21 protein-coding genes are annotated in these 25,036 nt (G+C 34.7%); 10 read left to right on the forward strand and 11 right to left on the reverse strand.

Annotated features, from left to right (window positions below; translation table 11 throughout):
* Positions 1-14: 14 nt before the first annotated feature.
* The 5 genes from larB to ACP3TL_RS13090 are packed head-to-tail and all read right to left on the reverse strand — an operon-like array spanning position 15 to position 5,218.
* Entirely contained in the window at positions 15-773 is a 759-nt protein-coding gene (gene larB / locus ACP3TL_RS13070; protein WP_069816534.1) for a nickel pincer cofactor biosynthesis protein LarB, read from the reverse strand.
* 21 nt (positions 774-794) lie between these two features.
* Entirely contained in the window at positions 795-1,619 is an 825-nt protein-coding gene (gene larE, locus ACP3TL_RS13075) for an ATP-dependent sacrificial sulfur transferase LarE (protein WP_069816535.1), read from the reverse strand.
* A 16-nt stretch (positions 1,620-1,635) separates the two neighbouring features.
* Positions 1,636-2,898: a nickel-dependent lactate racemase gene (gene larA, locus ACP3TL_RS13080; protein WP_277575668.1), complete on the reverse strand. Its 1,263-nt coding sequence runs from the start codon at positions 2,896-2,898 to the stop codon at positions 1,636-1,638.
* 2 nt (positions 2,899-2,900) lie between these two features.
* A complete protein-coding gene (locus ACP3TL_RS13085; protein WP_069833089.1) occupies positions 2,901-4,064 on the reverse strand; it encodes a 2-keto-3-deoxygluconate permease in 1,164 nt (387 codons plus the stop codon).
* Between the two features lie 23 nt (positions 4,065-4,087).
* Positions 4,088-5,218 (reverse strand): glycerate kinase, encoded by a 1,131-nt coding sequence (locus ACP3TL_RS13090; protein WP_285325806.1) that lies wholly within the window; start codon positions 5,216-5,218, stop codon positions 4,088-4,090.
* A gap of 133 nt (positions 5,219-5,351) precedes the next feature.
* On the opposite strand from ACP3TL_RS13090, the gene ACP3TL_RS13095 reads away from it, so the two are divergent.
* The 3 genes from ACP3TL_RS13095 (at position 5,352) to ACP3TL_RS13105 (ending at position 10,975) form a co-directional block, all read left to right on the forward strand.
* Positions 5,352-6,431 (forward strand): CdaR family transcriptional regulator, encoded by a 1,080-nt coding sequence (locus ACP3TL_RS13095; RefSeq protein ID WP_069833091.1) that lies wholly within the window; start codon positions 5,352-5,354, stop codon positions 6,429-6,431.
* A gap of 1,102 nt (positions 6,432-7,533) precedes the next feature.
* Complete coding sequence (ppdK, locus tag ACP3TL_RS13100; RefSeq protein ID WP_069833092.1) at positions 7,534-10,167, forward strand: pyruvate, phosphate dikinase; 2,634 nt, start codon at positions 7,534-7,536, stop codon at positions 10,165-10,167.
* The gene (locus tag ACP3TL_RS13105) at positions 10,160-10,975 is read left to right on the forward strand and encodes a pyruvate, water dikinase regulatory protein (RefSeq protein WP_069816547.1); all 816 of its coding nucleotides are present in this window, start codon (positions 10,160-10,162) and stop codon (positions 10,973-10,975) included. The genes ppdK and ACP3TL_RS13105 overlap by 8 nt, the downstream gene beginning before the upstream one ends.
* A 71-nt stretch (positions 10,976-11,046) precedes the next feature.
* Here the strand turns inward: ACP3TL_RS13105 and ACP3TL_RS13110 are convergent, their stop codons facing one another.
* The 4 genes from ACP3TL_RS13110 to ACP3TL_RS13125 all read right to left on the reverse strand — a co-directional run bounded on the left by ACP3TL_RS13110 (position 11,047) and on the right by ACP3TL_RS13125 (position 13,051).
* Positions 11,047-11,559, reverse strand: coding sequence for a hypothetical protein (locus ACP3TL_RS13110; RefSeq protein ID WP_277575667.1), 513 nt, complete (start codon positions 11,557-11,559; stop codon positions 11,047-11,049).
* Positions 11,549-12,076: a hypothetical protein gene (locus ACP3TL_RS13115; RefSeq protein ID WP_069833094.1), complete on the reverse strand. Its 528-nt coding sequence runs from the start codon at positions 12,074-12,076 to the stop codon at positions 11,549-11,551. The genes ACP3TL_RS13110 and ACP3TL_RS13115 overlap by 11 nt, the downstream gene beginning before the upstream one ends.
* The gene (locus ACP3TL_RS13120; protein ID WP_069816558.1) at positions 12,069-12,269 is read right to left on the reverse strand and encodes a helix-turn-helix transcriptional regulator; all 201 of its coding nucleotides are present in this window, start codon (positions 12,267-12,269) and stop codon (positions 12,069-12,071) included. Before ACP3TL_RS13120 ends, ACP3TL_RS13115 begins: the two co-directional genes overlap by 8 nt.
* A gap of 236 nt (positions 12,270-12,505) precedes the next feature.
* Positions 12,506-13,051: a helix-turn-helix domain-containing protein gene (locus ACP3TL_RS13125; protein ID WP_069816560.1), complete on the reverse strand. Its 546-nt coding sequence runs from the start codon at positions 13,049-13,051 to the stop codon at positions 12,506-12,508.
* A gap of 84 nt (positions 13,052-13,135) precedes the next feature.
* Here ACP3TL_RS13125 and ACP3TL_RS13130 point away from each other — a divergent pair, with 84 nt between their 5' ends.
* The 6 genes from ACP3TL_RS13130 (at position 13,136) to ACP3TL_RS13155 (ending at position 22,043) form a co-directional block, all read left to right on the forward strand.
* A complete protein-coding gene (locus ACP3TL_RS13130) occupies positions 13,136-14,329 on the forward strand; it encodes a CynX/NimT family MFS transporter (RefSeq protein WP_069833095.1) in 1,194 nt (397 codons plus the stop codon).
* A gap of 228 nt (positions 14,330-14,557) precedes the next feature.
* On the forward strand, positions 14,558-16,042 hold the full coding sequence (cls, locus tag ACP3TL_RS13135) for a cardiolipin synthase (protein WP_069816564.1): 1,485 nt from the start codon (positions 14,558-14,560) through the stop codon (positions 16,040-16,042).
* Positions 16,043-16,218: 176 nt separating this feature from the next.
* Positions 16,219-17,604 carry a MocR-like transcriptional regulator GabR gene (gene gabR / locus ACP3TL_RS13140; protein WP_277575665.1) on the forward strand — a complete coding sequence of 462 codons (1,386 nt, stop codon included), beginning with the start codon at positions 16,219-16,221 and terminating at the stop codon, positions 17,602-17,604.
* Positions 17,605-17,711: 107 nt separating this feature from the next.
* Entirely contained in the window at positions 17,712-19,028 is a 1,317-nt protein-coding gene (gene gabT, locus ACP3TL_RS13145; protein ID WP_069833097.1) for a 4-aminobutyrate--2-oxoglutarate transaminase, read from the forward strand.
* 87 nt (positions 19,029-19,115) lie between these two features.
* Positions 19,116-20,495 (forward strand): NAD-dependent succinate-semialdehyde dehydrogenase, encoded by a 1,380-nt coding sequence (locus ACP3TL_RS13150; RefSeq protein WP_069833098.1) that lies wholly within the window; start codon positions 19,116-19,118, stop codon positions 20,493-20,495.
* 165 nt (positions 20,496-20,660) lie between these two features.
* Positions 20,661-22,043 (forward strand): APC family permease, encoded by a 1,383-nt coding sequence (locus ACP3TL_RS13155; protein ID WP_069816571.1) that lies wholly within the window; start codon positions 20,661-20,663, stop codon positions 22,041-22,043.
* 113 nt (positions 22,044-22,156) lie between these two features.
* Here ACP3TL_RS13155 and ACP3TL_RS13160 read toward each other — a convergent pair whose 3' ends face one another.
* The gene (locus ACP3TL_RS13160) at positions 22,157-23,164 is read right to left on the reverse strand and encodes a PTS sugar transporter subunit IIC (protein ID WP_069816573.1); all 1,008 of its coding nucleotides are present in this window, start codon (positions 23,162-23,164) and stop codon (positions 22,157-22,159) included.
* 196 nt (positions 23,165-23,360) lie between these two features.
* Between ACP3TL_RS13160 and ACP3TL_RS13165 the strand changes: the two genes are divergently transcribed.
* On the forward strand, positions 23,361-23,924 hold the full coding sequence (locus tag ACP3TL_RS13165) for a DUF488 domain-containing protein (RefSeq protein WP_069816575.1): 564 nt from the start codon (positions 23,361-23,363) through the stop codon (positions 23,922-23,924).
* Positions 23,925-24,124: 200 nt separating this feature from the next.
* Here ACP3TL_RS13165 and ACP3TL_RS13170 read toward each other — a convergent pair whose 3' ends face one another.
* Positions 24,125-25,015 carry a fructose bisphosphate aldolase gene (locus ACP3TL_RS13170; protein ID WP_285325796.1) on the reverse strand — a complete coding sequence of 297 codons (891 nt, stop codon included), beginning with the start codon at positions 25,013-25,015 and terminating at the stop codon, positions 24,125-24,127.
* Positions 25,016-25,036 lie beyond the last annotated feature (21 nt).

Consider the following 25,036-nt stretch of genomic DNA (forward strand, 5'->3'; position numbering starts at 1 on the left):
TGTTTCACTCCGTTCTAAGCATTTTCGATCATTTTTATAATCATTGCGGCATTATAGCCACCGCCAAATCCATTATCAATGTTGAGCACACTCGTACCAGGTGCACAAGAATTAACCATAGATAATAGCGTGGTAACGCCATCTAAATTGGCGCCGTAACCAACGCTCGTAGGTATTGAAAAGACTGGGTGATCAACTAAACCGGCAACAACACTAGATAGCGCGCCCTCCATACCAGCGATAACTACGGACACCTTACTTTGACGAATTGTTTCGATATGTGCAAAAAGACGATGGATGCCTGAAACACCTACGTCATAAAAACGTTGTACTGAAATACCCATAACTTCAGCTGTAATAGCCGCTTCTTCGGCTACTGGCAGATCAGACGTACCGGCGCAAATAATCGCTGCAAAATGTTCCGTTTTATTAATTTTATTAACAGGTGTACAAACGATACGTGCTGTCTCATGGTATTCAAGTTGTGGATATTTAGCGATGATATCATCTGCTTTAATTTGATCAATTCTAGTAATTAAAATGACTTCATCATGCTTTATTAATGTGTGTACGATTTCGTCTAATTGCGTTACAGTTTTTCCTTCCCCAAATATAACTTCTGGAAAGCCTTGTCGTTTTGTTCTGTGTAAATCAATTTTTGCAAAACCTAATTCATCATAATGACTCAATTTATCTTTTGCTTCTGTAATGGAAAGCGCATTCTCTTTTACCGCTAGAAGTAATGACTCTATTGGGTCTTGGTTTTCAGTCATAGTTATGCCACCTTTATTTTGTTAAATCTCATCTTGTGTATTGATGACTTCATTCATGCTGCCTGTACGATATCCCTCTAAATCAATAGTTACATAATCAAAACCAAGTTCTTTCAAGCGAAGTGTGATTTGATTTTTATATTGAAGCACTGCAGGGATAGCTGTGTCGTCTACTTCTATTCTTGCGATATTATTATGATAGCGTACTCTGACATGATTAATGTTTAAGCTTAAAATGAATTTTTCAGCTTCATTTACTTTGTTAACCTTTGTGAAATTTAAAGGTTCACCATAAGGAATTCGAGATGCCAAGCTACATAATGCAGGCTTATTCCATACAGGTAGATCATTGGATTTACTTAGTTCTCTAATTTCAGATTTATACAATTCAACTTCTTGTAGCACACTTCTAACACCGAATTCAGTTCTTGCTTTGAGCCCAGGTCTGAAGTCATCTAAATCATCCATAATCATGCCATCGAGAACATAGTCGAAATTGTAGTTTACTCTTAAGTCTTCAAGTTTTGAATATAATAAGCGTTTACTGTAATACCAACTGCTTGGTGTGTTTTCAACTATATTTGGATCTTTTAATTCTTCAATTTCAGTTTCTATCACATTGGCATTTAGTGATTCACCTAAACGAAGGGCTTGGTCAAATTCTTCATTTCTAAATAATTCGGATTTTACAATAACTGCTTTTACATTGTCAGTGCCGAGTACATCGATAGCTTTCTTTAATACAAAGCTACTATCTACACCTCCTGAAAAAGCGACGATTACACGATTCATATTTTTTAATACACGTTCTAATTGTTGTTCTTTAGTTAATACTTCAGTTAACATAATAATTCCTCCTAAATTATGATTCTACGTATGGGATAGTAAGTGGTCCGAGTGGCATAACACCTATCGTCATATCTTTTCCATATTTATCTTCTAATGCTTTAAGTGTCTCATTAATATTATGAACCGGATGCAACATGGCATCTTTGGTTTGTTGGTCACTGAGTTTAGAATATAAATAAACATCAGCGAAAGTTTGAATCACAGCCTGTTTTTGTACTTGCCATTGGTCAAGCATCGCGAAGTTAGGGTCACTGATCATGTCGACAAGCCCTTGAGGGGAGTCAGCCATTTTTAGTATCTCTGCATAATTGCCATGATTAGGGTAGCCATCGCTACATTCAGATAACATAATAATGCTGCCACCTTCTTTAACTACTTTATGTGCTGCACTCATGCCTTTAACTGTTTGATATAAGTTTTGATCTAAAGGGTAGCCTGAGTTAGAAGCAATCACGACATCAAAACGCTCATCACACTTGAACATCGCATGTGCTTTTGCATATTCACATCCTTTATCATGTGCTTCGTATAACTCACCGGCGAATACTTCGGTAATCGCTTTTTCTTTATTCAACGTGACGTTGAGCATAAAGTCTGGTTTACACATTGCATTGATTTCCCGGGTCATATTTTGCACAGGATTATCTTGCATATTGCCCCAAGTTGAACGTATATCGCCAATCATTTTAGCGTTATGAAATGTCATAATTGTTTCTATGCCAGCAATGCCAGGCATAATCCCTTTAGGACCACCAGAGAAGCCAGCGAAGAAGTGAGGCTCGATAAAACCGGTGACAATTTTAAAGTCAGATTCAACATAATCTTTGTTCAGGTAGACATCACAACCATATTGACTATGGCCTACTTTTTTAAGTGTATCCTTATCATTACAATGATTATGTACAATTTTCACTTTGCTTACTATGTCTTCACCAAGCATTTGTACAAGTTCTTCTCGTGTTTGATCGCGATGTGTACCTGTACCATTGATAATTACAAAATTTTCTAAAGGTACGTGGGCTAATGTTTCTATTAGTAATGGTACAAGAATGTGATTAGGTGTTGGTCGTGTGATGTCACTAATAACAATAGATACAGTTTGGTCAGAACTCACCATGTCTTGCAATGGTTCGGAGCCAATTGGATTATTTAATGCTGTGCGTATCGCAGTTACATGGTCTTCAAGTGGCTCAATGTTTTTGGGTTCAATTAGTACACTTTGTTTCGGCAAGTCAACTTCAACGTTTGATTTGCCGTATAAAATCGTAGTTTTCAAAGTTAGTCCTCCTTCTTATTTAAAGCGCTTTCATAATCGGCCGTATTTGTGGCTTGTTTTATCTTAGAAAATGCTTTGTGATTGGTTTTGAAATGTTCTTGGGTGCCATCAATGCCTTTGCGCTTCTGGTATTTATCTACCATGATAACAGCAATTGGACATAAAATCGCCGTAGTAATAGCAGAAACTGAAATTTGAGCTGTCGCGATAGGTGCTACTTTTTCTATCATAGCAAATTCACTTTGACTCAAATTACCACTAGCTAAAGCAGTTGAGGCAGCTGCGACAACCGCAGCAGGTGTGGAAACGGCGTTACCTGCAGTAGAAGATTCTGAAATAGGGCCTATGACACTTTTTTCTTTAAAGAGTTTGAAAGCAATGACGCCAGTCACAGTAGTACAGACAAATGTAAGCAATGCTAATGTGAGGCCACCAGATAATACTGAGAAATTAAAGAATTCGGCTAAATTCATTCCTGCTCCTAATGAAAAGGCGAAGAAGGGAATGAGTAATGATTCTCCCGGTCGTAAAAATTCTGCGATTTTAGGATCTAAGTTACCTAAGAGCATGCCTATTGCGAGTGGTAATAACACAGAAACGAAAGAAATGACTGGAAAATTTGTACCGATAAAGCCTAAAGAAATTAATGTAAGTAAAGGGCCATCATTGATAGCTAATATAGATAAACCACCAATATCAGAGCGGTTGCCATAGGCACTTGTTAGAGCAGCATACATACCGCTGTTACTATTGGTCATTGCTGCAATAATTGCGATTGTAGATAAACCAAATAACCCTGTCCATGGATCGAAAATAGCTCCAAGTAAAAGACCAACGCCTAAACCTGAAAAATATTTCGTTGATGTTAATATCATACCTTTTTTCAATGCTTTGCCACCAATTTTTAAGTTCATTTGGCTTCCCACACAAAAGATAAATAGTGCAATTAACACGAGTGCGCTATCTTTAAATAAATCCTGAGAAAATCCCCCAATTTGCAACATCTCATAATGTCCTTCTTCAGTCTTTGGAGCGCCTAAAAATTTTAAACCATTCGTAATAAAATTCAAATGTAATTGATCAATCGTGTTGATTGCAGCGCCTAATAATAACGGAACAACCATCAAGCCACCAGGTACTTTTTCAATCGTATCTTTAATTCTCATAACGAAACATCCCCTTAATTATGCTAGTGGTTATGGAAAAATGTTTTTATGATGTTCTTCGTTGTTTTTTTTATTAATTTTTCCGAATTTGCTATTGTTTCTGCTAGTGACAAAGGACCATCGGTTAAACTAAAAGCACTTACTACACCTACCTCATCAAATTGTTCTATGTCAATTTCAACAGAACCTCCAATAAAGATGACAGGGACATCAAATTGTTTCGCACATTTTGCGATGCCCATAGGTGTCTTACCATAAAAAGTTTGGAAATCAATTTTGCCTTCTCCAGTAATAACTAAATCTGCATTTGGTAAAAGCTGTTCTAATTGCGTATGTTTTATTACTACTTGAATACCATCTTCAAAATGACTAGGTAAAAATGCTTTGAAGGCGCCACCTAGTCCGCCAGCTGCACCAGCTCCTGGCAAATCATGAAGGCTAATATGCGTACTACCTTCTACAAGATTTGCCCAATGCGTGAGATTGGCATCAAGTTGTTTAATATTATCTTCTGTGGCACCTTTTTGTTTACCAAAAACATGTGAAGCGCCATCAGGACCTATTAAAGGATTTTGAACATCCGTCGCAATAATAAATTCACACTGTTTAATTCTAGCGTCAAAATGGGTTAAGTCTATTTGCTTAATATGTTGCAACGCACCTCCTCCAAAGGCGATAGCTTCGCCATTTTCATCTAATAATCTGACGCCTAATGCTTGCAACATACCAGCACCAGCATCATTTGTCGCAGAGCCGCCAATAGCTAAAATGAATTTTTTGTAACCTCTATTTAAGGCATTATAAATTAATTCACCTGTACCATAAGTCGTTGTTGTCATTGCATTTAAAGTATCGTCAGTTAAGTGTCTTAGTCCAGAAGCTTCCGCTATTTCAATCACGCATGTGTCATCATCGAGTACACCATATTGCGCAGTTACATGATTTCCAAGAGGACCTGTTACTGAAACGGTATGAAAGCTTCCGTTAGTGGCATTCACTAGTGCTTCCATCGTACCTTCACCGCCATCACCAACGGGTAAAGCGTGTATGTCAGCTTGTGGATATGCTTCTGTAATGCTGTCTGCCATATATTTTGAGACTTGGGTTGCTGTCATACTCCCTTTAAATGAATCTGGTGCTAAAATGATTTTCACTTGAGGTTCCTCCTTTGTAAACGCTTTCTTTTGATTGTTATTTCATTGTATCGATTTTATTTTATTGAAAATAGAGTTAAACTATACAAATATAAAGCTATAATTTTGTATAAAAATGATAAGTGGTGAAATTATGAATATACTTACAGAAGAAATGGCAACATTAATTGTAGAAGAAACAGCTAAAAGAACACAGAGTAATATTAATATCATGAATTTTAACGGGGAAATCATAGCCTCATTTGATAAAAAACGTGTAGGGACAATTCATGAAGGCGCACGTAAAGTATTAGAACGAGAAGAGACAGTCATATTATCAAAGGAAGATAGTGCGACATTAGAAGGAACACAACCAGGCGTGAATTTACCGATTATTTTTCAAGATAACATCGTTGGTGTGATTGGTATAACAGGTGATCCTGAAAAACTTACACATGTATCGGATTTAGTGAAAATGTCTACGGAATTATTGCTATATCAAAATTATTTTACATATGAATTAGAAGGAAATATACGTAGTCAGGAGTTATTTATTGAAGAATTGCTGAAAAGTGAACCGTCTAAGTCTTTTATTCAACATTTGGGCAATCAGCTTAATACGCATTTATTAACATTTGGCAAATGCATTATCATCAATATTGAAAAACAAATATTTTCTAGGAACAGCATCGTGCGTACATTAGCAAGTAAGATTGACCCTAGTTCTTTTGTCATTGCGTTTACAAATCATAACCGTATCGTAATTCTTGCTACTGATGAAGAACAGTGCGCATTAGATGTGAAAATAAATCGAATTCACCAAATGTTTAAAAGCTTACAATTGGAAGTGCATATGACCTCAAGCCTTATATTTACAAATTTAAACGATTTTAAAAAAGCGTATGAAGAATGTGAGCTTGTATTTATGTTAAATGAGCAATCAGCACCACTCGTATCATTTGAAGAAGTAGAAGAAAAAACGCTGTTATATCAAATAGACAGGGAAATTAGAGAAAGATTCAAAAAAAGAATATTAGGGGATTTAGATGAGCAAAGTATTGCAACATTGAAAATATTTTTTAACAACAATTTGAATATTTCTCAAACAGCAAAGCACTTATATATTCATAGAAATACGCTGTTATATAGATTAGAAAAATGTAAAACAGTTACAGGCTTGAACCCTAAAAAGTATTCTGAGGCATTGAAATTGCAAATTGCGATGTGGTGTTAAAGCGAGAATAGATAGGTGTGATTTGAAAAACAAATGATTATAAAATTTAGAATTTTGATATTTGTCATGATTGAATTTTCAAATTGTAACGGGTATAAAATATTAGAACTTCAATTTTTAGAAAATTATTAAAAACTACTTTACAAATTACACGAACGACAATATAATAAAATTAAGTTATTGCTAAATAATTCTATAAAATAAATAACGAAAATCTTTATAGATGCAAAACGTTTTGTTTTCAGTTTGAAATTTTGTTTGGAAATGGTGCCATTATTGAGTTGTTAAGTAATAACTCACATCAATGTGTCGTTGGTGTATTTCGAGATGAAGGAGCGTGAACAAGATGTAAGCGAAATAAAAGTATTGTTTAGAAAAGTATTTGCAAAGCACGAAGTTATAAAATAAGTATTACACTACAGAGGAAGTAGCACCTTATTTTCAACTTAAAAGTTGAGCATATTCAAAACTAATAATTTCCACCTTTGTTACTCGCGACATAATTCAATTGCAAGTATACCTCTTTATCACTTTATCAAATGATTATATATAAAATATTCACCTACTTTAAAGCAGACCTTTGTTCTGTAACATGTCATTTTGAATGATTGTAAATGCCACAAGTTATAAATGTTATATTGTTTATATAGCACCAATCTATCTATTTAACTCACTTAATCTTTTAACATTTATCAATGAATAGAACCAGTTTATATCAAATGAAAATATTAAATAGATTAACTGTGCGTTTTATGATTGATAGAAATATAACATTTCATTGATGGTGATATGAAAACTACCTATGAAGCGGGTACCTTATATTGTAGCATCATAGTTGCATAGTAAATTAAATGATATCTTACATTCAAATATGACGATAAACTGGTGAACATAAGAAGCTCCAAGCAATGCATTAATAATGATTGCTTGGGCTTTTTTATGTTTTAAGCAGCTAGCATGCGTTTAAATTGGATGAATTTGTAATAAAGAAAAAATAAATATATTTTCCAAATTTTCAAATATTATAGTTGTTTTTTGGGTTTTAATATGACATACTCAATAACAATTAGTATAACGTATTTAAAAATAGGGGTGATTTAGTATGACAAAATATATTTATGCATTTGACGAAGGTCAAAAATCAATGAAAGATTTACTAGGTGGCAAAGGGGCCAATTTAGCTGAAATGAAACGCTTAGGGCTACCTGTTCCAGATGGTTTCACACTTACAACTGAAGCTTGTATTGAATACTTGAAACATGGTTCTAAAGTGCCTGAAGCATTATCAGAACAATTAAATAGTCAATTGGAAGCATTTTCTCAACGTACAGAAAAATCATTTTCATCTGAGGAGCAATTATTACTTGTTTCAGTACGTAGTGGAGCAAAAATATCTATGCCCGGTATGATGGACACAATTTTAAACTTAGGGCTAAATGATGATAATGTGAAAAAATTGGCAGCGAAAACAAATGATGCTCGTTTTGCTTATGACTGTTATCGTAGATTGTTACAAATGTTTGGTGAGGTTGTATATGGCATACCAATGAATGCATTTGATACATATTTTAATGCTTATAAAACGCAACATGATTATCAAAATGATGCTGATATTCCAGCAGAAGGGTTACAAGAAATTTGTGAACATTTTAAAGGTGTATATTTAGATGAAGTATACAAACCATTTCCACAAGCACCATTTGATCAACTAACAGAAGCAATTGAGGCAGTGTTCAAATCGTGGGATAACGACCGTGCTCGAGTTTATCGTGAATTAAATGAAATTCCACATGATATAGGTACTGCAGTTAATATTCAAGAAATGGTATTTGGCAATAGTGGCGAACGCAGTGGAACAGGTGTTGCGTTTACACGTAATCCTGTCACTGGAGAAGCGAAATTATTTGGAGAATATTTATTAAATGCACAAGGTGAAGATGTAGTAGCCGGTATACGTACACCTAAAGATATTGAATCGTTAAAAGATCAAATGCCACATGTACATCAACAATTTGTAGATGTATCGCAACGCTTAGAGACACATTATAAAGATATGCAAGATATAGAATTCACGATTGAGAATGAACAACTCTATATTTTACAAACGCGTAATGGTAAACGTACAGCAAATGCAGCAATTCACATTGCAGTAGATTTAGTTGAAGAAGGTGTAATTACAAAAGAAGAAGCTGTGATGAATGTCGAAGTAAAATCGATTGATCAATTATTGCATCCAAATTTTGATAGAACAGCACTCGAACACGCTTCAGTTATTTCTAAATTAGGATTGCCAGCCAGTCCGGGTGCAGCGAGTGGAAAAATTGTCTTTTCAGCAGAAACAGCTAAAATGCAATTTGAACAAGGTGAAAGGGTTATTTTAATGCGCCCTGAAACCTCACCTGAAGACATTGAAGGTATGGTCGCAAGTGAAGCAATTGTAACGACGCATGGCGGAATGACTTCTCATGCAGCAGTTGTTGCACGTGGTATGGGTAAATGTTGTGTTACAGGTTGCTCAGATTTAGAAATTAATGTTGTCGATAAAGTTGTAAATTATCCTGGTGGCACATTGCATGAAGGCGATATGATATCTGTTGATGGCGCTCAAGGAGATATCTATGTCGGAGAAGTTGAAACAATGAAAGCAGAAAGAAGCGAGGCTTTCGAACAGTTTATGGAATGGTCTGATGGTGTAGCAAGATTAGATGTACGTATGAATGCGGAAACACCTCAAGATATTCAAGCTGGCTATCAATTTGGGTCAAAAGGCATTGGGCTTGTACGTACAGAGCATATGTTCTTTGGACCTGAACGTCTCGTTGAAATGCGCCGTTTCATTCTGTCAGATACACAAGATAAACGTATCGCAGCTTTAAATGAAATTAAACAATATCAAACAGCAGATTTTGAAGAAATATTAAAACTATCTGGAGAACGTCCGACAATTATTCGTTTGTTGGATCCACCACTACATGAATTTTTACCAAAATCAACGGAAGAAAAATCATCTGTTGCTGGGCAATTAAATGTATCAGTAAAAACATTAGAACAATATATAGAAAATTTAAACGAAGTGAATCCAATGCTCGGTCATAGAGGGTGTCGTTTAGCTATTACTTATCCTGAACTTTATGTGATGCAAGTAGAAGCGATTATGGAAAGTGCATTAAGATTAAAAGCACAAGGTATTGATTGCCAACCAGAAATCATGATACCGCTTGTTTCAACAGTTGCAGAATTTACGACATTAAAGACACAAATTACTGAACGTATTGAAGCATTACAGCAAGAAGCGGGAGAATCTGTAAATTACCTCATAGGTACAATGATTGAAACACCACGTGCTTGTCTAATTGCAGGAGACTTAGCAAAAGAATGTGATTTCTTTAGCTTTGGTACGAATGATTTAACACAGTTAACATTTGGTTTTTCACGTGATGATGCCGGGAAATTTATTGGTGCATATTCTGAACAAGGCATCTTAGATATTGATCCTTTCCAAACATTAGATGTAGAAGGGGTAGGACAATTAGTTAAAGTAGCAACGGAACAAGCGAAAGCTGCAAATCCAACACTTAAGATTGGAGTGTGTGGTGAACTTGGCGGTGACCATAAATCAATACAATACTTTAATAATTTAGATATCGATTATGTCTCATGCTCTCCATATAGAGTACCAGGCGCATTGCTTTCTACTGCACAAAGTGAAGTTGAAGGTGGTCGATTACGTGTTTAATGATACACAGACACCACAACTCACTTTGTTCGTGGTATCAGATTCAATTGGTGAAACTGCACAACGCATGATTCATGCCACGTTAACTCAGTTTCCAGAAGTATCACAAATAGAGATTAAGAAGTTTCCATTTATTAAAAGTGAAACAGAATTAATCAATGTTTTGAAACGAGCAAAAGAACGTGGGGCAGTCGTCGTTACGACGTTAGTGAACCCAGAATTTAATATAGTAGGTCAAAAGTATGCACAAAATGAACAAATACCTTATGTCGACTATATGTCAGATTTAATAGGGATTATTCAGCAACTTACGAATTGTTCACCTAGTCATGAAAGTGGTGCTTTACGCAAATTGGATGAAAACTATTTTAAAAGAATTGAAGCGATGGAATACTCAGTGAAATACGATGATGGTAAACATTTTACTGATATAGGCGAAGCAGATGCGCTCATCGTTGGGGTTTCTCGAACATCAAAGACACCTTTGAGCATGTATTTAGCGAATAAGGGTTATAAAGTAGCGAATATTCCTTTAGTGCCAGAAGTTGATATACCAGATGAAGTCTTTAAATATAAGAAGTTGAAAGTATTTGGTCTAACTGCTAGTCCTAATTACATTTTGAATATTCGTAATGAACGTGTAAAAGTTTTAGGATTACATGGACCTACAAATTACAATAGTATTGAACGTATCAGACAAGAACTCGTATATGCGGAAGAAATTTTTGAAAAATTAAACGCGACGGTGATTAATACGGAATATAAATCTATTGAAGAATCTGCATTTTATATTGAAAAATTCTTGTAAAACTAAATTTCAAACGACATGAAAAAACTAAAGAACCACGTGCTCAATTATGAGTACGTGGTTCTTTAGTTTTATTTATCCATATAGGCACGTGTAACCTTTCTTCGACCAAGGGTATAAACAAATAAACCAGCTATAATGCCACATCCAATAGAAATGAATAGGTTAATCAGCATATCGGATTTCTCAGGAACACCACTATGTATAATAAAGGGTAGAATATATTGATTAAAGTTTGCAATCAAGAACATCGTAACAGCAAAAATATAACTCCCATTACGCACTTTCTTCATTTCTTTTGTCCATGCTTCCTCTGAATAAGTATCTACTTCATCTATTTTTTTGTTTCTAATAACAATAATCATAATTAGAGATAATATCATAATTAAAGCAAAACCTAACATGCCTAAGATAGGTATGCGGTGTAAGTAAAAGTCTATCCATATATCTGCTATAGAAATAATCATGATGCCCCAAAATAGCCACATGAAATATTTGGCATATTCATGAAGTAATTGTTGTCTTTCATATTCATCAGTAAACCTGAAGTTAGGAATTAAACGAAGTAACTTGTTATTTTCCATCATACGTCTCCTTTTGATCAATAAGTTTTACACGTGAATCTTTAGCAATCGTGAATACTGCAATAACGATTACGGGGAAAAATGTGTTTAAGTCAGTTAGACGTTCCATATTTAATGCATTTCCTGCAAGCATTGGAGCAATGACTGAGTTAACGAGTAATATATAAGTGATTGCTACAATAAGAAATATAATTCTCTTGTTACGTGAATTTTTTAATGTTTGATGATACGTTTCTTTATCAATTACTTCTATTGTAAGGGGGTCTGCTGCAAAATGACTCATAGACAATCTACATGCCAATATAATTATAAATATGATACCGCCTATACTAAAAGGTGAAATAAATGAACGCTCAATATCAAAAAATATAGATAAGTAAAGTAAAGCTAAGAATATGTATAGTGAAATAATTGAAAGTTTGGCAAGCAATTTGTCAATTTCATGTCTTTGATATTCATCAGGATCGTTCATTGTTCCTGCAAAGCTTTGATAGAGGTTTTTATCTTTGTTATTCATTATTATCATCCTCCCAAAATAAGTCGTTTAAGGTGACACCTAACGCTTTAGCAATCTTTATACATAAATTAAGCGAGGGATTATATTTATCGTTTTCAATCATATTAATGGTTTGACGTGATACTTCTACTGAACGTGCAAGTGTGAGTTGTGAAATATCTTTAGCAGTACGAAAGCTTTTAACTTTATTCATAATAGATTTACTACCCTTCTTTAGTGTCAAATATATATTACATGTACAATATATCTGACATAAAAGTGTGTGTCAAATATACACGACACTTCAAGTTATTTATAATTATGAAATCTTTATGATGAAACGCCTAAGGAATCAACACGAGTCTAAAATAATTTGAATACAAAATGAGCCATTAGATTTCTGCTAGGAGACTAATGGCTTATAATATTATGATGATTAAATTGAATGGTTTATTGATAATGAATCGTTGCGGTAAATACAACAGGTTCATCAGTTAGATTAAAGTAACAATGAGGCACGTCACTATTGAAGCGGAAGGCTTGATTACTATTGATTGTATACATTGTTGTATCGACTTCTATTTTTAACTGACCTTTGTTAACAATAATATATTCTTCAGACTCAGTATGGTGAGGTTCAGAAAGCATCTTGCCTCCTGCTTGTATCTCCATTTTAAACATTTCAAATTTTTTATTATCGTCGTAAGGAAAATAAGGATAAATCGCTATTTGTTCATCGATGATAGGGATGATATCTGATTCATCAATAAAGTCAACGCTATCATTATTCATCGCGGTTAATTGAGACAACGATAAATGTAATCCATTCGCGATTTTCCATAACGTTGTAATCGTTGGATTAGAAGTGCCTTTTTCAATTTGGCTCAGCATGTTTTTACTCACACCAGTTGCAGTTGCAACTTTATCTAAACTGAGGTTGTGTCTTTTTCGGTAGTCAGATAAATTTCTGGCTACTATATTCTGAATATTATACAAGTGAATCCTCCTATTTACAATATAACGTACATATCGTACCATATATTGTGTTGTTTTAAAATAAAGTGAGCAAGGCGGTACAATATGGAAAAGTATAGAACCACAAAACCATTTAATTGGTTATTATTTATAGGAATCTTATTGGTAGGGGCTAACTTAAGAGCGCCGATCACATCTATTGGTGTTGCGTTACCTGACATTAAGATGGATTTAGCGATGTCTAATAGTGCGGTCAGTGTCATAACAGTGGTGCCATTATTGGCATTCTCTGTGATTTCATTATTTGCTGCTCGAACAAGTAATAAAATGGGATTAGAAAAAACAATTTTCTTAGCACTTTGTTTAATCTTTATTGGTGTCCTTGTCAGATCAATTACGGACATTTCATGGTTATATATAGGAACAGTGCTGATAGGTATTGGTATCGGGTTTGGTAATGTACTGGCACCAGCAATGATTAAGGCGAAATTCCCACTACATATCGGCATTATGACAGGTTATTATACCGTTGTGATGAATGTGTTTGGTGGATTATCCTCATATGGAACAGCGCCTTTAGTAAAGGCATTTAACTATAATATCGCTATCAGTGTTATAGGAATCATCACACTGATAACAATCATTATATGGTCATTCCAATTAAAAGGAACACAAGAAACTGCAACTGCTTTACCTCGGAAAAGTGTAAATGTGTGGAAATCTCCATTAGCATGGCAAATTACGATACTCATGGGAGGACAATCACTTATATTTTATTCATTGATTAATTGGCTGCCAGCTTATTTATCTCATAGTGGCATGTCTATTAATGAGGCAGGTGCATATTTATCTATAATGCAGATAGCCATTATTCCATTTACTTTCATTACACCTATATTTGCAACTAAAATGAAATCGCAATTCTTATTAACCTTTATTACAGGGATATGTTTTATTGCGGGTGTGACAATTATGCTAGTTGTGCCACATCTAGCAATTATTTCTACTATTTTAATTGGCGTTGCGGGCGGTCTTGCGTTTGGCTTAGTGAATACATTCTTTAGTTTAAGAACGGAACATATTCAAACCTCAGCAAAGCTTTCTGGGATGGCTCAGGCAGTAGGCTATCTTGTGGCAGCAATAGGTCCGTTATTATTTGGTATCTTGCATGATATGACTGGTAAATGGACTGCTTCTCTAAGTATTTTATTAATTACTGCGATTGTTATAACATTGTTCGGCTCACAAGCGGGACGTAATCGTACTATTGAACAATCAAGCACAACCAAAAATAAATAGTTCGAAAATAAGAGGTCATATATTTCATAAATTAAATGAAATATATTTTAAATGGTAAAAATACTCATAATAGAATATAATTGAAATGATTATATCTATTGAAATATTCTTTGTTGAACGTTATTATTTATGACATTCAATTTATATGAGAATAAAATGAAAAAGTTTAATGCAACAGTTAATTTTTAAATAACAATTTTTATAAAAGTGAAGTAGTGGGGTGATTTTATGCAATTGATGTTTGATACAGGTATAAGCCCGATATATAGAATCGTGTTAGCTTTCTTTTTTCTAATTAATATTGTGTTAGCTTTCCTTATTGTATTTTTAGATAGGGATAGAAGAGATGCGACCTCAACTTGGGCATGGTTATTCTTATTATTCGTTATGCCGATTTTAGGTTTTATTGTGTATATATTCTTCGGACGTGCAGTTAGAAAAAAGCGTGAACGAGGGTTTGAGCATAATCAAATTGAAGATGGTCTGAAAAGATTACGGTCACAACTTCAAGATGATACTAACAAAATTAGTGATTCAAAAAATCCTATTGTAAGAAAACATGCTGATCTTGCTAACACGTTATTAACTAAAGAACAATCTTTTTTAAGTAATAACAATAATATCGATATTTACACAGATGGCCATGATTTATATGACCAAATGAAACAAGATTTGCGTAATGCTAAACGTTATATTCATATGGAATATTACGTTTTGAAATTAGACGGCTTAGGTACTGAAATTATTGAAATACTAGAAGAAAAAGCCGCAGAAGGCCTAGAGGTCAAACTACTTTATGATGCTGTGGGATCTAAATCGGTACATAATTCTAATTTTAAAAAATTCCAGTCAGAGGGCGGACAAGTCGAAGCATTTTTCAAATCTAAAGTTCCTTTTATAAACTTTAGAGTAAATAACCGAAATCACCGTAAAATTGTAATTATTGATGGACAGACAGGTTATGTAGGTGGTTTCAACATAGGTGACGAATATTTAGGCTTAAACAAGAAGTTTGGCTATTGGAGAGATACGCACTTAAGAGTGAGAGGCGACGGTGTCGATGCACTGCAATTGAGCTTTATACATGATTGGAACTCGCAAGCTAAACGTGAACAGTTAGAATATAATAAAAGGTATTTCCCGAACAATGCCTATCAAGGTGGCAACGTGTCTATGCAACTGGCTGCCAGTGCACCGAGTGATAATTGGCATCAAATTGAATTTGGCTATATGAAGATGATTATGAATGCTAAAAAATCTATCTATATGCACAGTCCTTATTTTATACCGGACAAAGGTTTTATTAATGCCTTACGTATTGCTGCGAAATCAGGTGTCGATGTTCGTTTGATTATACCGTGTAAACCAGATCATATATTTGTATATTGGGCAACAATCACAAGCGTGTCACAACTTATTAAAGACGGTGTAAAAGTGTACACATATGAAAATGGGTTTATCCATTCTAAAATGATCATGATTGATGACGAAGTATCAAGCGTGGGCACTGCAAATATGGACGTCCGCAGCTTTGAATTAAACTTTGAAATTAATGCATTTATGTATGACACACAAATCGCAGAACAATTAAAAGCAGCATTCTTCGAAGATCTTAAAATTTCAAAAGAACTCACAGAAGAACGTTACGAACAGCGTTCACATTGGATTAAGTTTAAGCAGTCTATTGCTAAATTAGCATCTCCAATTTTATAAGATTTGATTCTAATGTTTGATAATTACTTACGTAAAATCAATACCAACAGCGGTAGTTAACCTAATGGTGGCTACCGTTGTTTTTTAAATGAAAATAGAAAAAATGATTTCATTAGTGTAGTAGACTGAATCACGTGTATAATAAACGAATTATAATATAGCGAAGAGGTGTAATTATGCAACGGGACACAGAACAATATATCTATAGACAGTTATATAACCGCTTAAAAGATGATATACTCGCATTCAAATATGAAAGTCATGAAAAAATCCCTTCAAAAAGAGATATGGCAAAGCATCTTAATGTGAGTGTGAACAGTGTGAAATCAGCCTACGAGCAGTTATTAGCTGAAGGTTACATTTATACAAAGGAACGAAAAGGTTATTTTATAGAACCGTTAGATAAATTAATTATAGACCCTGACGCTCAGATTTCATTAGATGGTCACGAGCAAACAACTCGAACTACATTTGATTACTCTTTTTCCCATATGAGTACAGATATATCAGAATTTCCAGTGGATACATGGGCAAAGTTAACAAAGCGTGTATTCCAAGATTATGATTATTATTTGTCGACCATTCCACATGTTAAAGGTCCAATAGAACTTAGACAATCTATTGCGAAACTCGTGTCATATCAAAGAGGAATCCAATGTCATCCTGAACAAATCGTTATAGGATCAGGAACGAATACTTTATTGATGCAGTTAATTCAATTATTGGAAAAAAACGTAACGATTGCTGTAGAAAATCCTGGTTATTCCCGTTTTAGAACATTACTTAATCAAACCAATACATCAACCACAGCAATAGAATTAGATCATAAAGGTATATCTATAGATCAACTCAAACAAACGCAACCTAATGCTGTTATCGTAACACCATCTCATCAGTTCCCTATGGGTACTATTATGCCTGTCTCAAGACGAATCGATTTATTAAACTGGGCAAGCCAAACGCATAGTTATGTTATAGAAGATGACTACGATAGTGAGTTTAAGTATGAAACAGACAATATACCGTCATTGTTTAGTTTTGACAAAAATGACAGTGTGATTTACTTGGGCACTTTTTCCAAAACATTAATGCCAGGTTTACGTATGAGTTATATGATTTTACCATCAAAATTGATTAAGCAGTTTGAATTACAAAATGACAATATGATACCAGACTTTTCTATGTTGAATGCATTAACACTCAATTTAATGATTAAAGAAGGTCATTACGAAAAATATATTAAAAAAATGCATCAACTATATGGAAAAAGAAGATCTCTATTAATCGAATATTTAGAAAATGTTTTTAAAGATGATATTCAAATAAAAGATACACGTGCAGGTTTACACTTCATCATAGAAGTAACTTCTCCTTATACATATACAGAAATTGAAACACGTGCAAAAGCACAAAAATTAGAACTCTATACCATAAAACGCTTTTCCGTAAAAACATTTCAAAAGAATGAGGCGATTAAAATATTAATAATTGGTTTCTCGAAAATTGAACAATCACAGATACCTGAAGCTGTAAATCGTTTGAAACAAGTTCTTTCTAACTAAACTGGTACCATTAATTTGTTCAAACTGGGTCTTTACATAAGACCAATAATGACTTAAATTTTTAGACAACCATAAATCTTTTTTAATAAGCATGAGGAGGTTTTTTTATGTCAGATCAATTTGAGTATTTTAAAGAAAAAAGAGAAAAGTATGTAGCGCGCGGTGTGAGTAACGGAAATTTGCATGTTGCAGATAAAGCACAAGGAGCAACAATTACTGATGTAGAGGGTCGAACATTTATTGATTTTGCTGGTGCTATTGGTACACTTAATGTCGGTCATACGCATCCAGAAATTACTAAACATTTAAAAGAAAAGCTAGATAAATTCATACATCCTGGCTTTAATGTCATGATGTATGAAAGTTACCTTAACCTAGCACAGAAATTAACAGAGATTACGCCAGGTGAATTTGCTAAAAAAGCTATTTTACTAAACTCTGGTGCTGAAGCAGTAGAAAATGCAGTGAAAATTGCTCGGAAATATACAGGAAGACAAGCAGTTGTATCATTTGTACGTGGTTTTCACGGTCGTACAAATTTAACAATGTCTATGACAAGTAAAGTGAAACCTTATAAATATGGATTCGGTCCATTTGCGCCTGAAGTTTATCAAGCACCTTATCCTGATATTTCTGAAAAATCTGAAGAATTGACGGAAGATGCGTATGTAGATCAAGTGATTCATAAATTACATGACTTCTTCATTGAAACTGTAGATCCAAGTGATGTTGCATGTATTGTCATGGAACCCGTACAAGGTGAAGGTGGATTTATTATTCCTGATCAAAAGTTTGTTGATACAGTAAAACAAATTTGTGAAGACAATGGTATCGTTTTTGTTGTAGATGAAATACAAACGGGTTTTGCAAGAACAGGTAAACCCTTTGCAATTGAACATTTTGGTATTGAACCAGACTTAATCACAGTTTCTAAATCACTTGCTGCTGGATTTCCTTTAAGTGGCGTAGTAGGTAAAGCAGAAATTATTGATAGTGCAGCGCCAGGAGAATTAGGGGGCACGTATGCAGGTAATCCATTAGCTTGTGAAGCTGCGTTAAAAGTAATAGATATTATAGAGCAAGAGCAATTAAATGATAAAGCAGAACAGCTTGGACACAACATTGAAGTATATTTGGAAGAACTCAGTCAGTCACACAAGCAGATCGCACAGATTCGTCGACTAGGGGCTATGGTCGCTTTTGAAGTTGTAGATGCTGAAACAGGTTTACCTGATAAAGCGCTAACAGGTAAAATTACACAAATCGCAAATGACAAAGGCTTATTGTTATTATCTGCAGGAATTAAAGGCAATGTAATACGCTTCTTACCGCCATTGGTAATAACTGATGCAGAACTTAACCAAGGCTTAAACATTTTAACGCATGTATTTGATGAAGTGACTTCAAATTATAGTGTCTCTTAATGAATGAAGTTCATTTTCAAAATATTAAAGGGTATAAGTTAATGATAGACATGGAGTATAAAACGTTTTTTATAAGGAGTGAATGATATGGAACAGTTAGAAGTATATAATCCAGCAACGAATGAAGTAGTTGAACGTTTAGATTACACGACGCATGAGGAGATTGATGCGCAGATAGGCCGGGCTCATCAAGCCTTTCAAGAATGGAAAAATGTAGATGCACATGAACGTGCTGCTAAATTAAACCAATGGGCTACACTTATAGATGAACATCAAGATGAACTTGCACGTCTGATCACACTTGAGGGTGGTAAACCTTTGGCTGAAGCTCAAGGGGAAGTAGCTTATGCAAATTCTTATGTGAAATGGTATGCGGAAGAAGCGAAACGTGTCTATGGGCGTACAATTCCAGCTCATACACCTTCAAAGAAAATGGTTATAGATAAATTTCCAGTTGGTGTGGTTGGAGCAATTACACCTTGGAATTTTCCGGCAGCAATGATTACGCGTAAAATGGCACCAGCTTTAGCAGCAGGATGTACAATTATTTGTAAACCAGCAGTGAAGACGCCATTAACTACAATCAAATTAGTAGAACTTGCACATGAAGCGGGTATTCCGAAAGATGCGATATCTTATATTGTTGCATCAGGTAAAGATGCTGGTGATATATTTACTGGCCATGACCAAATTAATAAAATAACGTTTACTGGATCGACAGCTGTTGGTAAAACATTAATTGAACAATCAGCACAAACAGTTAAAAATGTAACAATGGAACTTGGAGGTCTTGCACCGTTTATTGTACATAATGATGCAGATATTGAAGCAGCCGTTGATGGGACGATTGCTTCTAAGTTCAGAAATGCTGGACAAACATGTATATGTGCAAACCGTATCTTTGTACATAAAGATATAGCGGAACAATATACAGCAAGACTAACTGAAAAAGTACATGCACTCACAGTAGGTGATGGTTTAGAGAAGAAAGTTAAAATAGGTCCACTAATAGATCACAATGCTGTCGAGAAAGTGTTAACACATATTACGGATGCACAAGACAAAGGTGGTAAGTTATCTCGTAGTTTAGAAGAAATCCAAGCATTAGGTGGTAATTTCTTAAAACCAGTAGTAATTTCTAATGTAGATTTGAACATGAAAGTGATGCATGAAGAAACATTTGGACCTGTGGCACCAATCATGACGTATGAAGATTTAGATGAAGTGATAGACATTGCAAATGATACTGAATTTGGGTTGGCTTCATATTTCTTCACAAATAATTATCGTACTGGATTGAAACTATTTAATGAATTAGAGTACGGCGTCATTGGATGGAACGACGGTGGTCCTTCTGCAGCACATGCACCTTTTGGTGGTTTGAAAGAAAGTGGCTATGGTCGAGAAGGCGGCACAGAAGGAATTGAACCATATTTAGAAACTAAATATCTATCAATAGAAACTTAGCAGATGAGTTTGATTTTCAACAATTACAATATGAAATGATTTAAAAGTAAACAAAGTGCGGAAATAAAGTGATTGCAAGGTTGGAATTATCGTAATTAATTAGATGTTATTTCAGCCTTGATATATCACTTTTTGAAATTTGATGAATGATATGGGGTATGTTCAATGAAATCAGAATTTAATAAATCTATGAGTATTGTTGATGTCTTGTTTCTTGCTATCGGCGCCATGCTTGGATGGGGATGGGTCGTATTATCAGGAGAATGGGTTTCAACAGCAGGTTTTGTAGGAAGTATTATTGCATTTTTAATAGGTGGATTTTTAGTTATCGTGATAGGACTTACATATGCAGAGTTAGCCGCAGCAATTCCTGAAACAGGGGGAGGATTTGTTTTTGTGAAAAAAGCATTTTCTCCGGGAATTGCTTTTATATCCGGCTGGTCGGTACTTTTTGGCTATGTCTCTGTAATAACATTCGAAGCGGTTGCTTTGCCAACTGTGATAGATTATGTGATTCCGTTTCAGCATCAAGGGTTATTGTGGAATATCGCAGGATGGGATGTTTATCTAACATGGGTACTCATCGGTTCTGTAGGAAGTATCATCTTAACGTCACTTAATTACTTCGGCGTTAAGCCAGCAGCGATTATGCAAACAGTATTTACAATATTTATCGTTGGAGTAGGGTTGCTACTTGTGTTTGGTGCAGGGTTTAATGGTAACTTTAATAATTTACAACCATTTGAAAATGGTGTTGGTGGTACAATGTCTGTCTTAATGATGATTCCCTTCTTGTTTGTGGGATTTGACGTCATACCGCAAATAGCTGAAGAAGTAAAAGCACCGGCTAAAAAAATTGGTGGTATTTTAATATTTTCTATTATTGCGTCAGTCATATTTTATTTATTAATTGTTTTTGGTGTATCCACAGGATTATCTCCACAAGCGCTGACGACAAGTAGCTTAGCAACAGCTGATGCGATGGTCAATTTATTCGGTCATAGTGGTTTCGGTATCTTACTCGTGCTTGGTGGGGTAGCCGGTATTATTACGAGCTGGAATGCTTTCATTATTGGTGGTAGTAGAATCTTATATGCTATGGCAAAAAATAAGATGATTCCTCAATGGTTTGCTTTTATTCATCCGAAGTTTAAAACACCTACACACGGTATTTTATTCTTAGGTGTACTTGCATTTGTTGCACCATTATTAGGTAGACCAGCACTTCAGTGGATTGTTAATGCAGGTGGCATAGGTGTTATATTAGGTTATTTACTCGTGGCTATTTCATTCCTTAAGTTACGAAAAACACAGCCAGAGTTAGAACGCCCTTATCGTATTAAGAATGGTAAAGCAGTCGGCATAATTGCAATTGTATTAAGTGTGTTATTCTTAATCATATACCTTCCTGGCATGCCATCATCATTGGCTTGGCCATCAGAATGGTTGATTGTTCTAGTTTGGTATTTCATTGCATTTGTGCTCTATTTTACGCAAAAGAAAAATGTTGTGAGTAGTGAGCAAGTACCAGTACAAGAAGATAGGTAATATTATTTTAATATATGATAAATACAAATAAGCAGCCCAAATTTTATATTTGGACTGCTTATTTGTGCACGCTTTTCCCGTAAGATTTGGACAAAACCACTGCTATTTAAAAATTAACTAGCGATATGGATAAGTTGATCCCCAGGTTTAATCCATTGCTTATTGAAACATAGTTTATAAAGTGAAAAACTGATTGCTGCAGGTAATAGGATGTGGAATACAAGGATTAACAACCAGACTTGCAGCGAACCGCCCATCGTATTGATTGTCATAATTTGTCCGATGAATCCACTTGTTCCCATACCTGCACCAGCAGCATTATTCGTCATAGGGAACAATGTTGTCATGATAGGCGCAACAATTGCACTCGCAAGCGTTGGCGGTAAGAGTATCATAGGGTGCTTAATAATATTTGGAACTTGTAACATGCTTGTACCAATCCCCATAGATAATATACCTCCCCATCCATTGTCTTTAAAGCCATTGACTGCAAACCCAACCATTTGAGCTGCGCAACCAATTGTCGCCGCGCCAGCAGCTAAACCACTTAAATCAAGCATCAACGCAAGTGCAGCGCTAGAAATAGGTGCTGTTAAAGCTAAACCAAAGATGACTGCTACGAGAATCCCCATTATAAATGGTTGTTGGTCAGTAGCAGCGTTAATGATTTTGCCCAATCCAGTCATAAATTGATTGAGCGCTGGACCAAAACTTTTCGCAATGAAACCCCCAATAATAATTGTTAGTAAGGGTGTTACAATAATATCGATTTTTGTTTTGCCTGCATATAATCTACTCAGTTCAACTACGATTAAAGTAGCAATATATGCCCCCACAGGACCACCTTCAAAAGTGGTATAGCCCAATGTTCCTACAATAACACATGAAAAAATAACGAGTGGTTTTGCACCTAATCCATATGCAATTGCAACACCTATCGCCGCACCTGTCACAGACATGGCGACCTTACCAATTTCAGTTAAAAATGATAGATCTAATTGAGGCAGTAATGTTTGACTACCTATTGTATCCAAAATTAACCCGATAATTAATGACCCAAATAACCCTAAAGCCATAAAACTGAGTGCTTCTATGACCCACCTATGTAAATAATTCTTCATTTTAGTCCCCTTAATCTTTAAATAAAGTTATTTTATAAATTAAATTTAGTATATAGATATTTTTCAATGATGGCTAGTATATTTTAAGAATTAGTTTATAGTCAATATATCTTAAAATTAAATAAATGAGATTATAAAAATTCAATTAGGTTATATAGTATAAATACAGGATGTATCAACGGTAAGGGGGATTAGAATGTCGAAAATATATACGATAGGTCACGCGAATCACTCAGAACAACAATTTATAGATATGCTTCAACAATTTAATATAGAGGTCATTGTGGATATACGTGCATTTAGAGGCAGTAAACGCAATCCTCAATTTAATGAAGACAATATAAGACAATGGCTTACTGAAGCAAATATTGAATATCAATATAATACGTTGTTAGGTGGTAGAAGAAAAGCCTCTGAAAGTGTAGGTAGAACAATAAATGAAGCTTGGAATAATGAATCTTTCCATAATTATGCTGATTACACTTTGACAGCGGATTTTCAAGAAGGAATCAAAGCATTAGAAGTATTAGGACATTCAAAACGTGTAGCTTACATGTGTTCTGAACCACATCCAGCGCGATGTCACAGATTAATTGTGAGTAATTGGCTAGCTGCTCACGAATGGTCTGTACATCATATTATGCTTGATAACCAACAACAAATTATTCAGCAACAACACGAATTAGGACAATGGGGTGCTTTGCCTATTATAGAAGATGATGGATATATTGTTTATCCTGAAATTGAAAAAGGTAATTAGGATGTTATTACTTATTACATACCATAGGCACTTCTTGAACTTATAATCTCAAATCACCTCACATTTTAGTAAGAGTATGACATAAAAAAGCAGTTCTCTACATTTTGAGTAGAAAACTGCTTTTATTAGTTCACTGAGGTATTCAAATCTCAAGCGCTTTGCTTTTCCTGGGAAATAAATAATGTGTAGGAATTATTTATTTAGGCTTTATTGACTGAAGCGTCATAAATAGATTCGATTGTTTCACCTAAGATTTTATCAAATTCTTCATCTGATTGGTTTACATTTAAATCATTAATAAGTGCACGAGAGAAGCTAGCAATTAAATCTTTGTTTTGTTTAAGGACTTCATTTGCATGTTCTCTACTGTATCCGCCTGATAGTGCAACAACACGAACAACATTAGCATGGTCAATAAGTGTTTGATATTGGTTAGCTTTTGTAGGGATAGATAATTTTAACATTACAAGTTGATCGTCGTTTAATTTGTTTAGTTCTTCTAAGATTGAGTCAGTTAAATATGCTTCAATTTCTTCTTTGTTTTCAGCATTAATATTAACTTCTGGTTCAATGATTGGAACTAATCCAGCAGAGATAATTTGTTTAGCAACATCAAATTGTTGTTTTACAACTAAATCAATACCATCTTTGTTAAGTTCTAAAATATTAGAACGCATTTTTGTACCAAAAATTTTGTGTTCGTTGGCACGACTTAATAAAGCATCTAAATCTGGCATAGGTTTCATTAATCGAACGCCATCTTTTTGTTCGTCTAAGCCTTTATCAACTTTTAAGAAGGGAACAACGCCTTTATCAGCTAAGTAATCTCCAGTATGTTTACCGTCTACTTCGCGATCCATCGTTTGTTCGAAAAGAATTGCACCAATAATTTTATCAGCGCTGAATGAAGGTGATGATACAATACGTGTACGCATGTCATGAACGAGTTTGAACATTTCATCTTCGCTATCGTATTGATCTTCAGTAACGCCGTAATCTTTAAGCGCTTTTGGTGTACTACCACCACTTTGATCTAATGCAGCAATGAAACCTTTACCATTTTTCACTTTATCAAATTGTTCTTTATTCATTCTTACCACTCCTTTTACTGT

This window comes from Staphylococcus caseorum (assembly GCF_049943195.1).
Lineage (GTDB): Bacteria > Bacillota > Bacilli > Staphylococcales > Staphylococcaceae > Staphylococcus > Staphylococcus equorum_A.

What these genes read in the sequence shown, in the direction of transcription:
- ACP3TL_RS13165 (WP_069816575.1), top strand. Translation starts at nt 23,361, where the DNA reads ATGTCGAAAATATATACGATAGGTCACGCGAATCACTCAGAACAACAA.
- ppdK (WP_069833092.1), top strand. Translation starts at nt 7,534, where the DNA reads ATGACAAAATATATTTATGCATTTGACGAAGGTCAAAAATCAATGAAA.
- ACP3TL_RS13095 (WP_069833091.1), top strand. Translation starts at nt 5,352, where the DNA reads ATGAATATACTTACAGAAGAAATGGCAACATTAATTGTAGAAGAAACA.
- ACP3TL_RS13155 (WP_069816571.1), top strand. Translation starts at nt 20,661, where the DNA reads ATGAAATCAGAATTTAATAAATCTATGAGTATTGTTGATGTCTTGTTT.
- ACP3TL_RS13160 (WP_069816573.1), bottom strand. Translation starts at nt 23,164, where the DNA reads ATGAAGAATTATTTACATAGGTGGGTCATAGAAGCACTCAGTTTTATG.
- ACP3TL_RS13170 (WP_285325796.1), bottom strand. Translation starts at nt 25,015, where the DNA reads ATGAATAAAGAACAATTTGATAAAGTGAAAAATGGTAAAGGTTTCATT.
- gabR (WP_277575665.1), top strand. Translation starts at nt 16,219, where the DNA reads ATGCAACGGGACACAGAACAATATATCTATAGACAGTTATATAACCGC.
- larB (WP_069816534.1), bottom strand. Translation starts at nt 773, where the DNA reads ATGACTGAAAACCAAGACCCAATAGAGTCATTACTTCTAGCGGTAAAA.
- ACP3TL_RS13110 (WP_277575667.1), bottom strand. Translation starts at nt 11,559, where the DNA reads ATGGAAAATAACAAGTTACTTCGTTTAATTCCTAACTTCAGGTTTACT.
- ACP3TL_RS13150 (WP_069833098.1), top strand. Translation starts at nt 19,116, where the DNA reads ATGGAACAGTTAGAAGTATATAATCCAGCAACGAATGAAGTAGTTGAA.
- ACP3TL_RS13085 (WP_069833089.1), bottom strand. Translation starts at nt 4,064, where the DNA reads ATGAGAATTAAAGATACGATTGAAAAAGTACCTGGTGGCTTGATGGTT.
- ACP3TL_RS13115 (WP_069833094.1), bottom strand. Translation starts at nt 12,076, where the DNA reads ATGAATAACAAAGATAAAAACCTCTATCAAAGCTTTGCAGGAACAATG.
- cls (WP_069816564.1), top strand. Translation starts at nt 14,558, where the DNA reads ATGCAATTGATGTTTGATACAGGTATAAGCCCGATATATAGAATCGTG.
- ACP3TL_RS13130 (WP_069833095.1), top strand. Translation starts at nt 13,136, where the DNA reads ATGGAAAAGTATAGAACCACAAAACCATTTAATTGGTTATTATTTATA.
- larE (WP_069816535.1), bottom strand. Translation starts at nt 1,619, where the DNA reads ATGTTAACTGAAGTATTAACTAAAGAACAACAATTAGAACGTGTATTA.
- gabT (WP_069833097.1), top strand. Translation starts at nt 17,712, where the DNA reads ATGTCAGATCAATTTGAGTATTTTAAAGAAAAAAGAGAAAAGTATGTA.
- ACP3TL_RS13120 (WP_069816558.1), bottom strand. Translation starts at nt 12,269, where the DNA reads ATGAATAAAGTTAAAAGCTTTCGTACTGCTAAAGATATTTCACAACTC.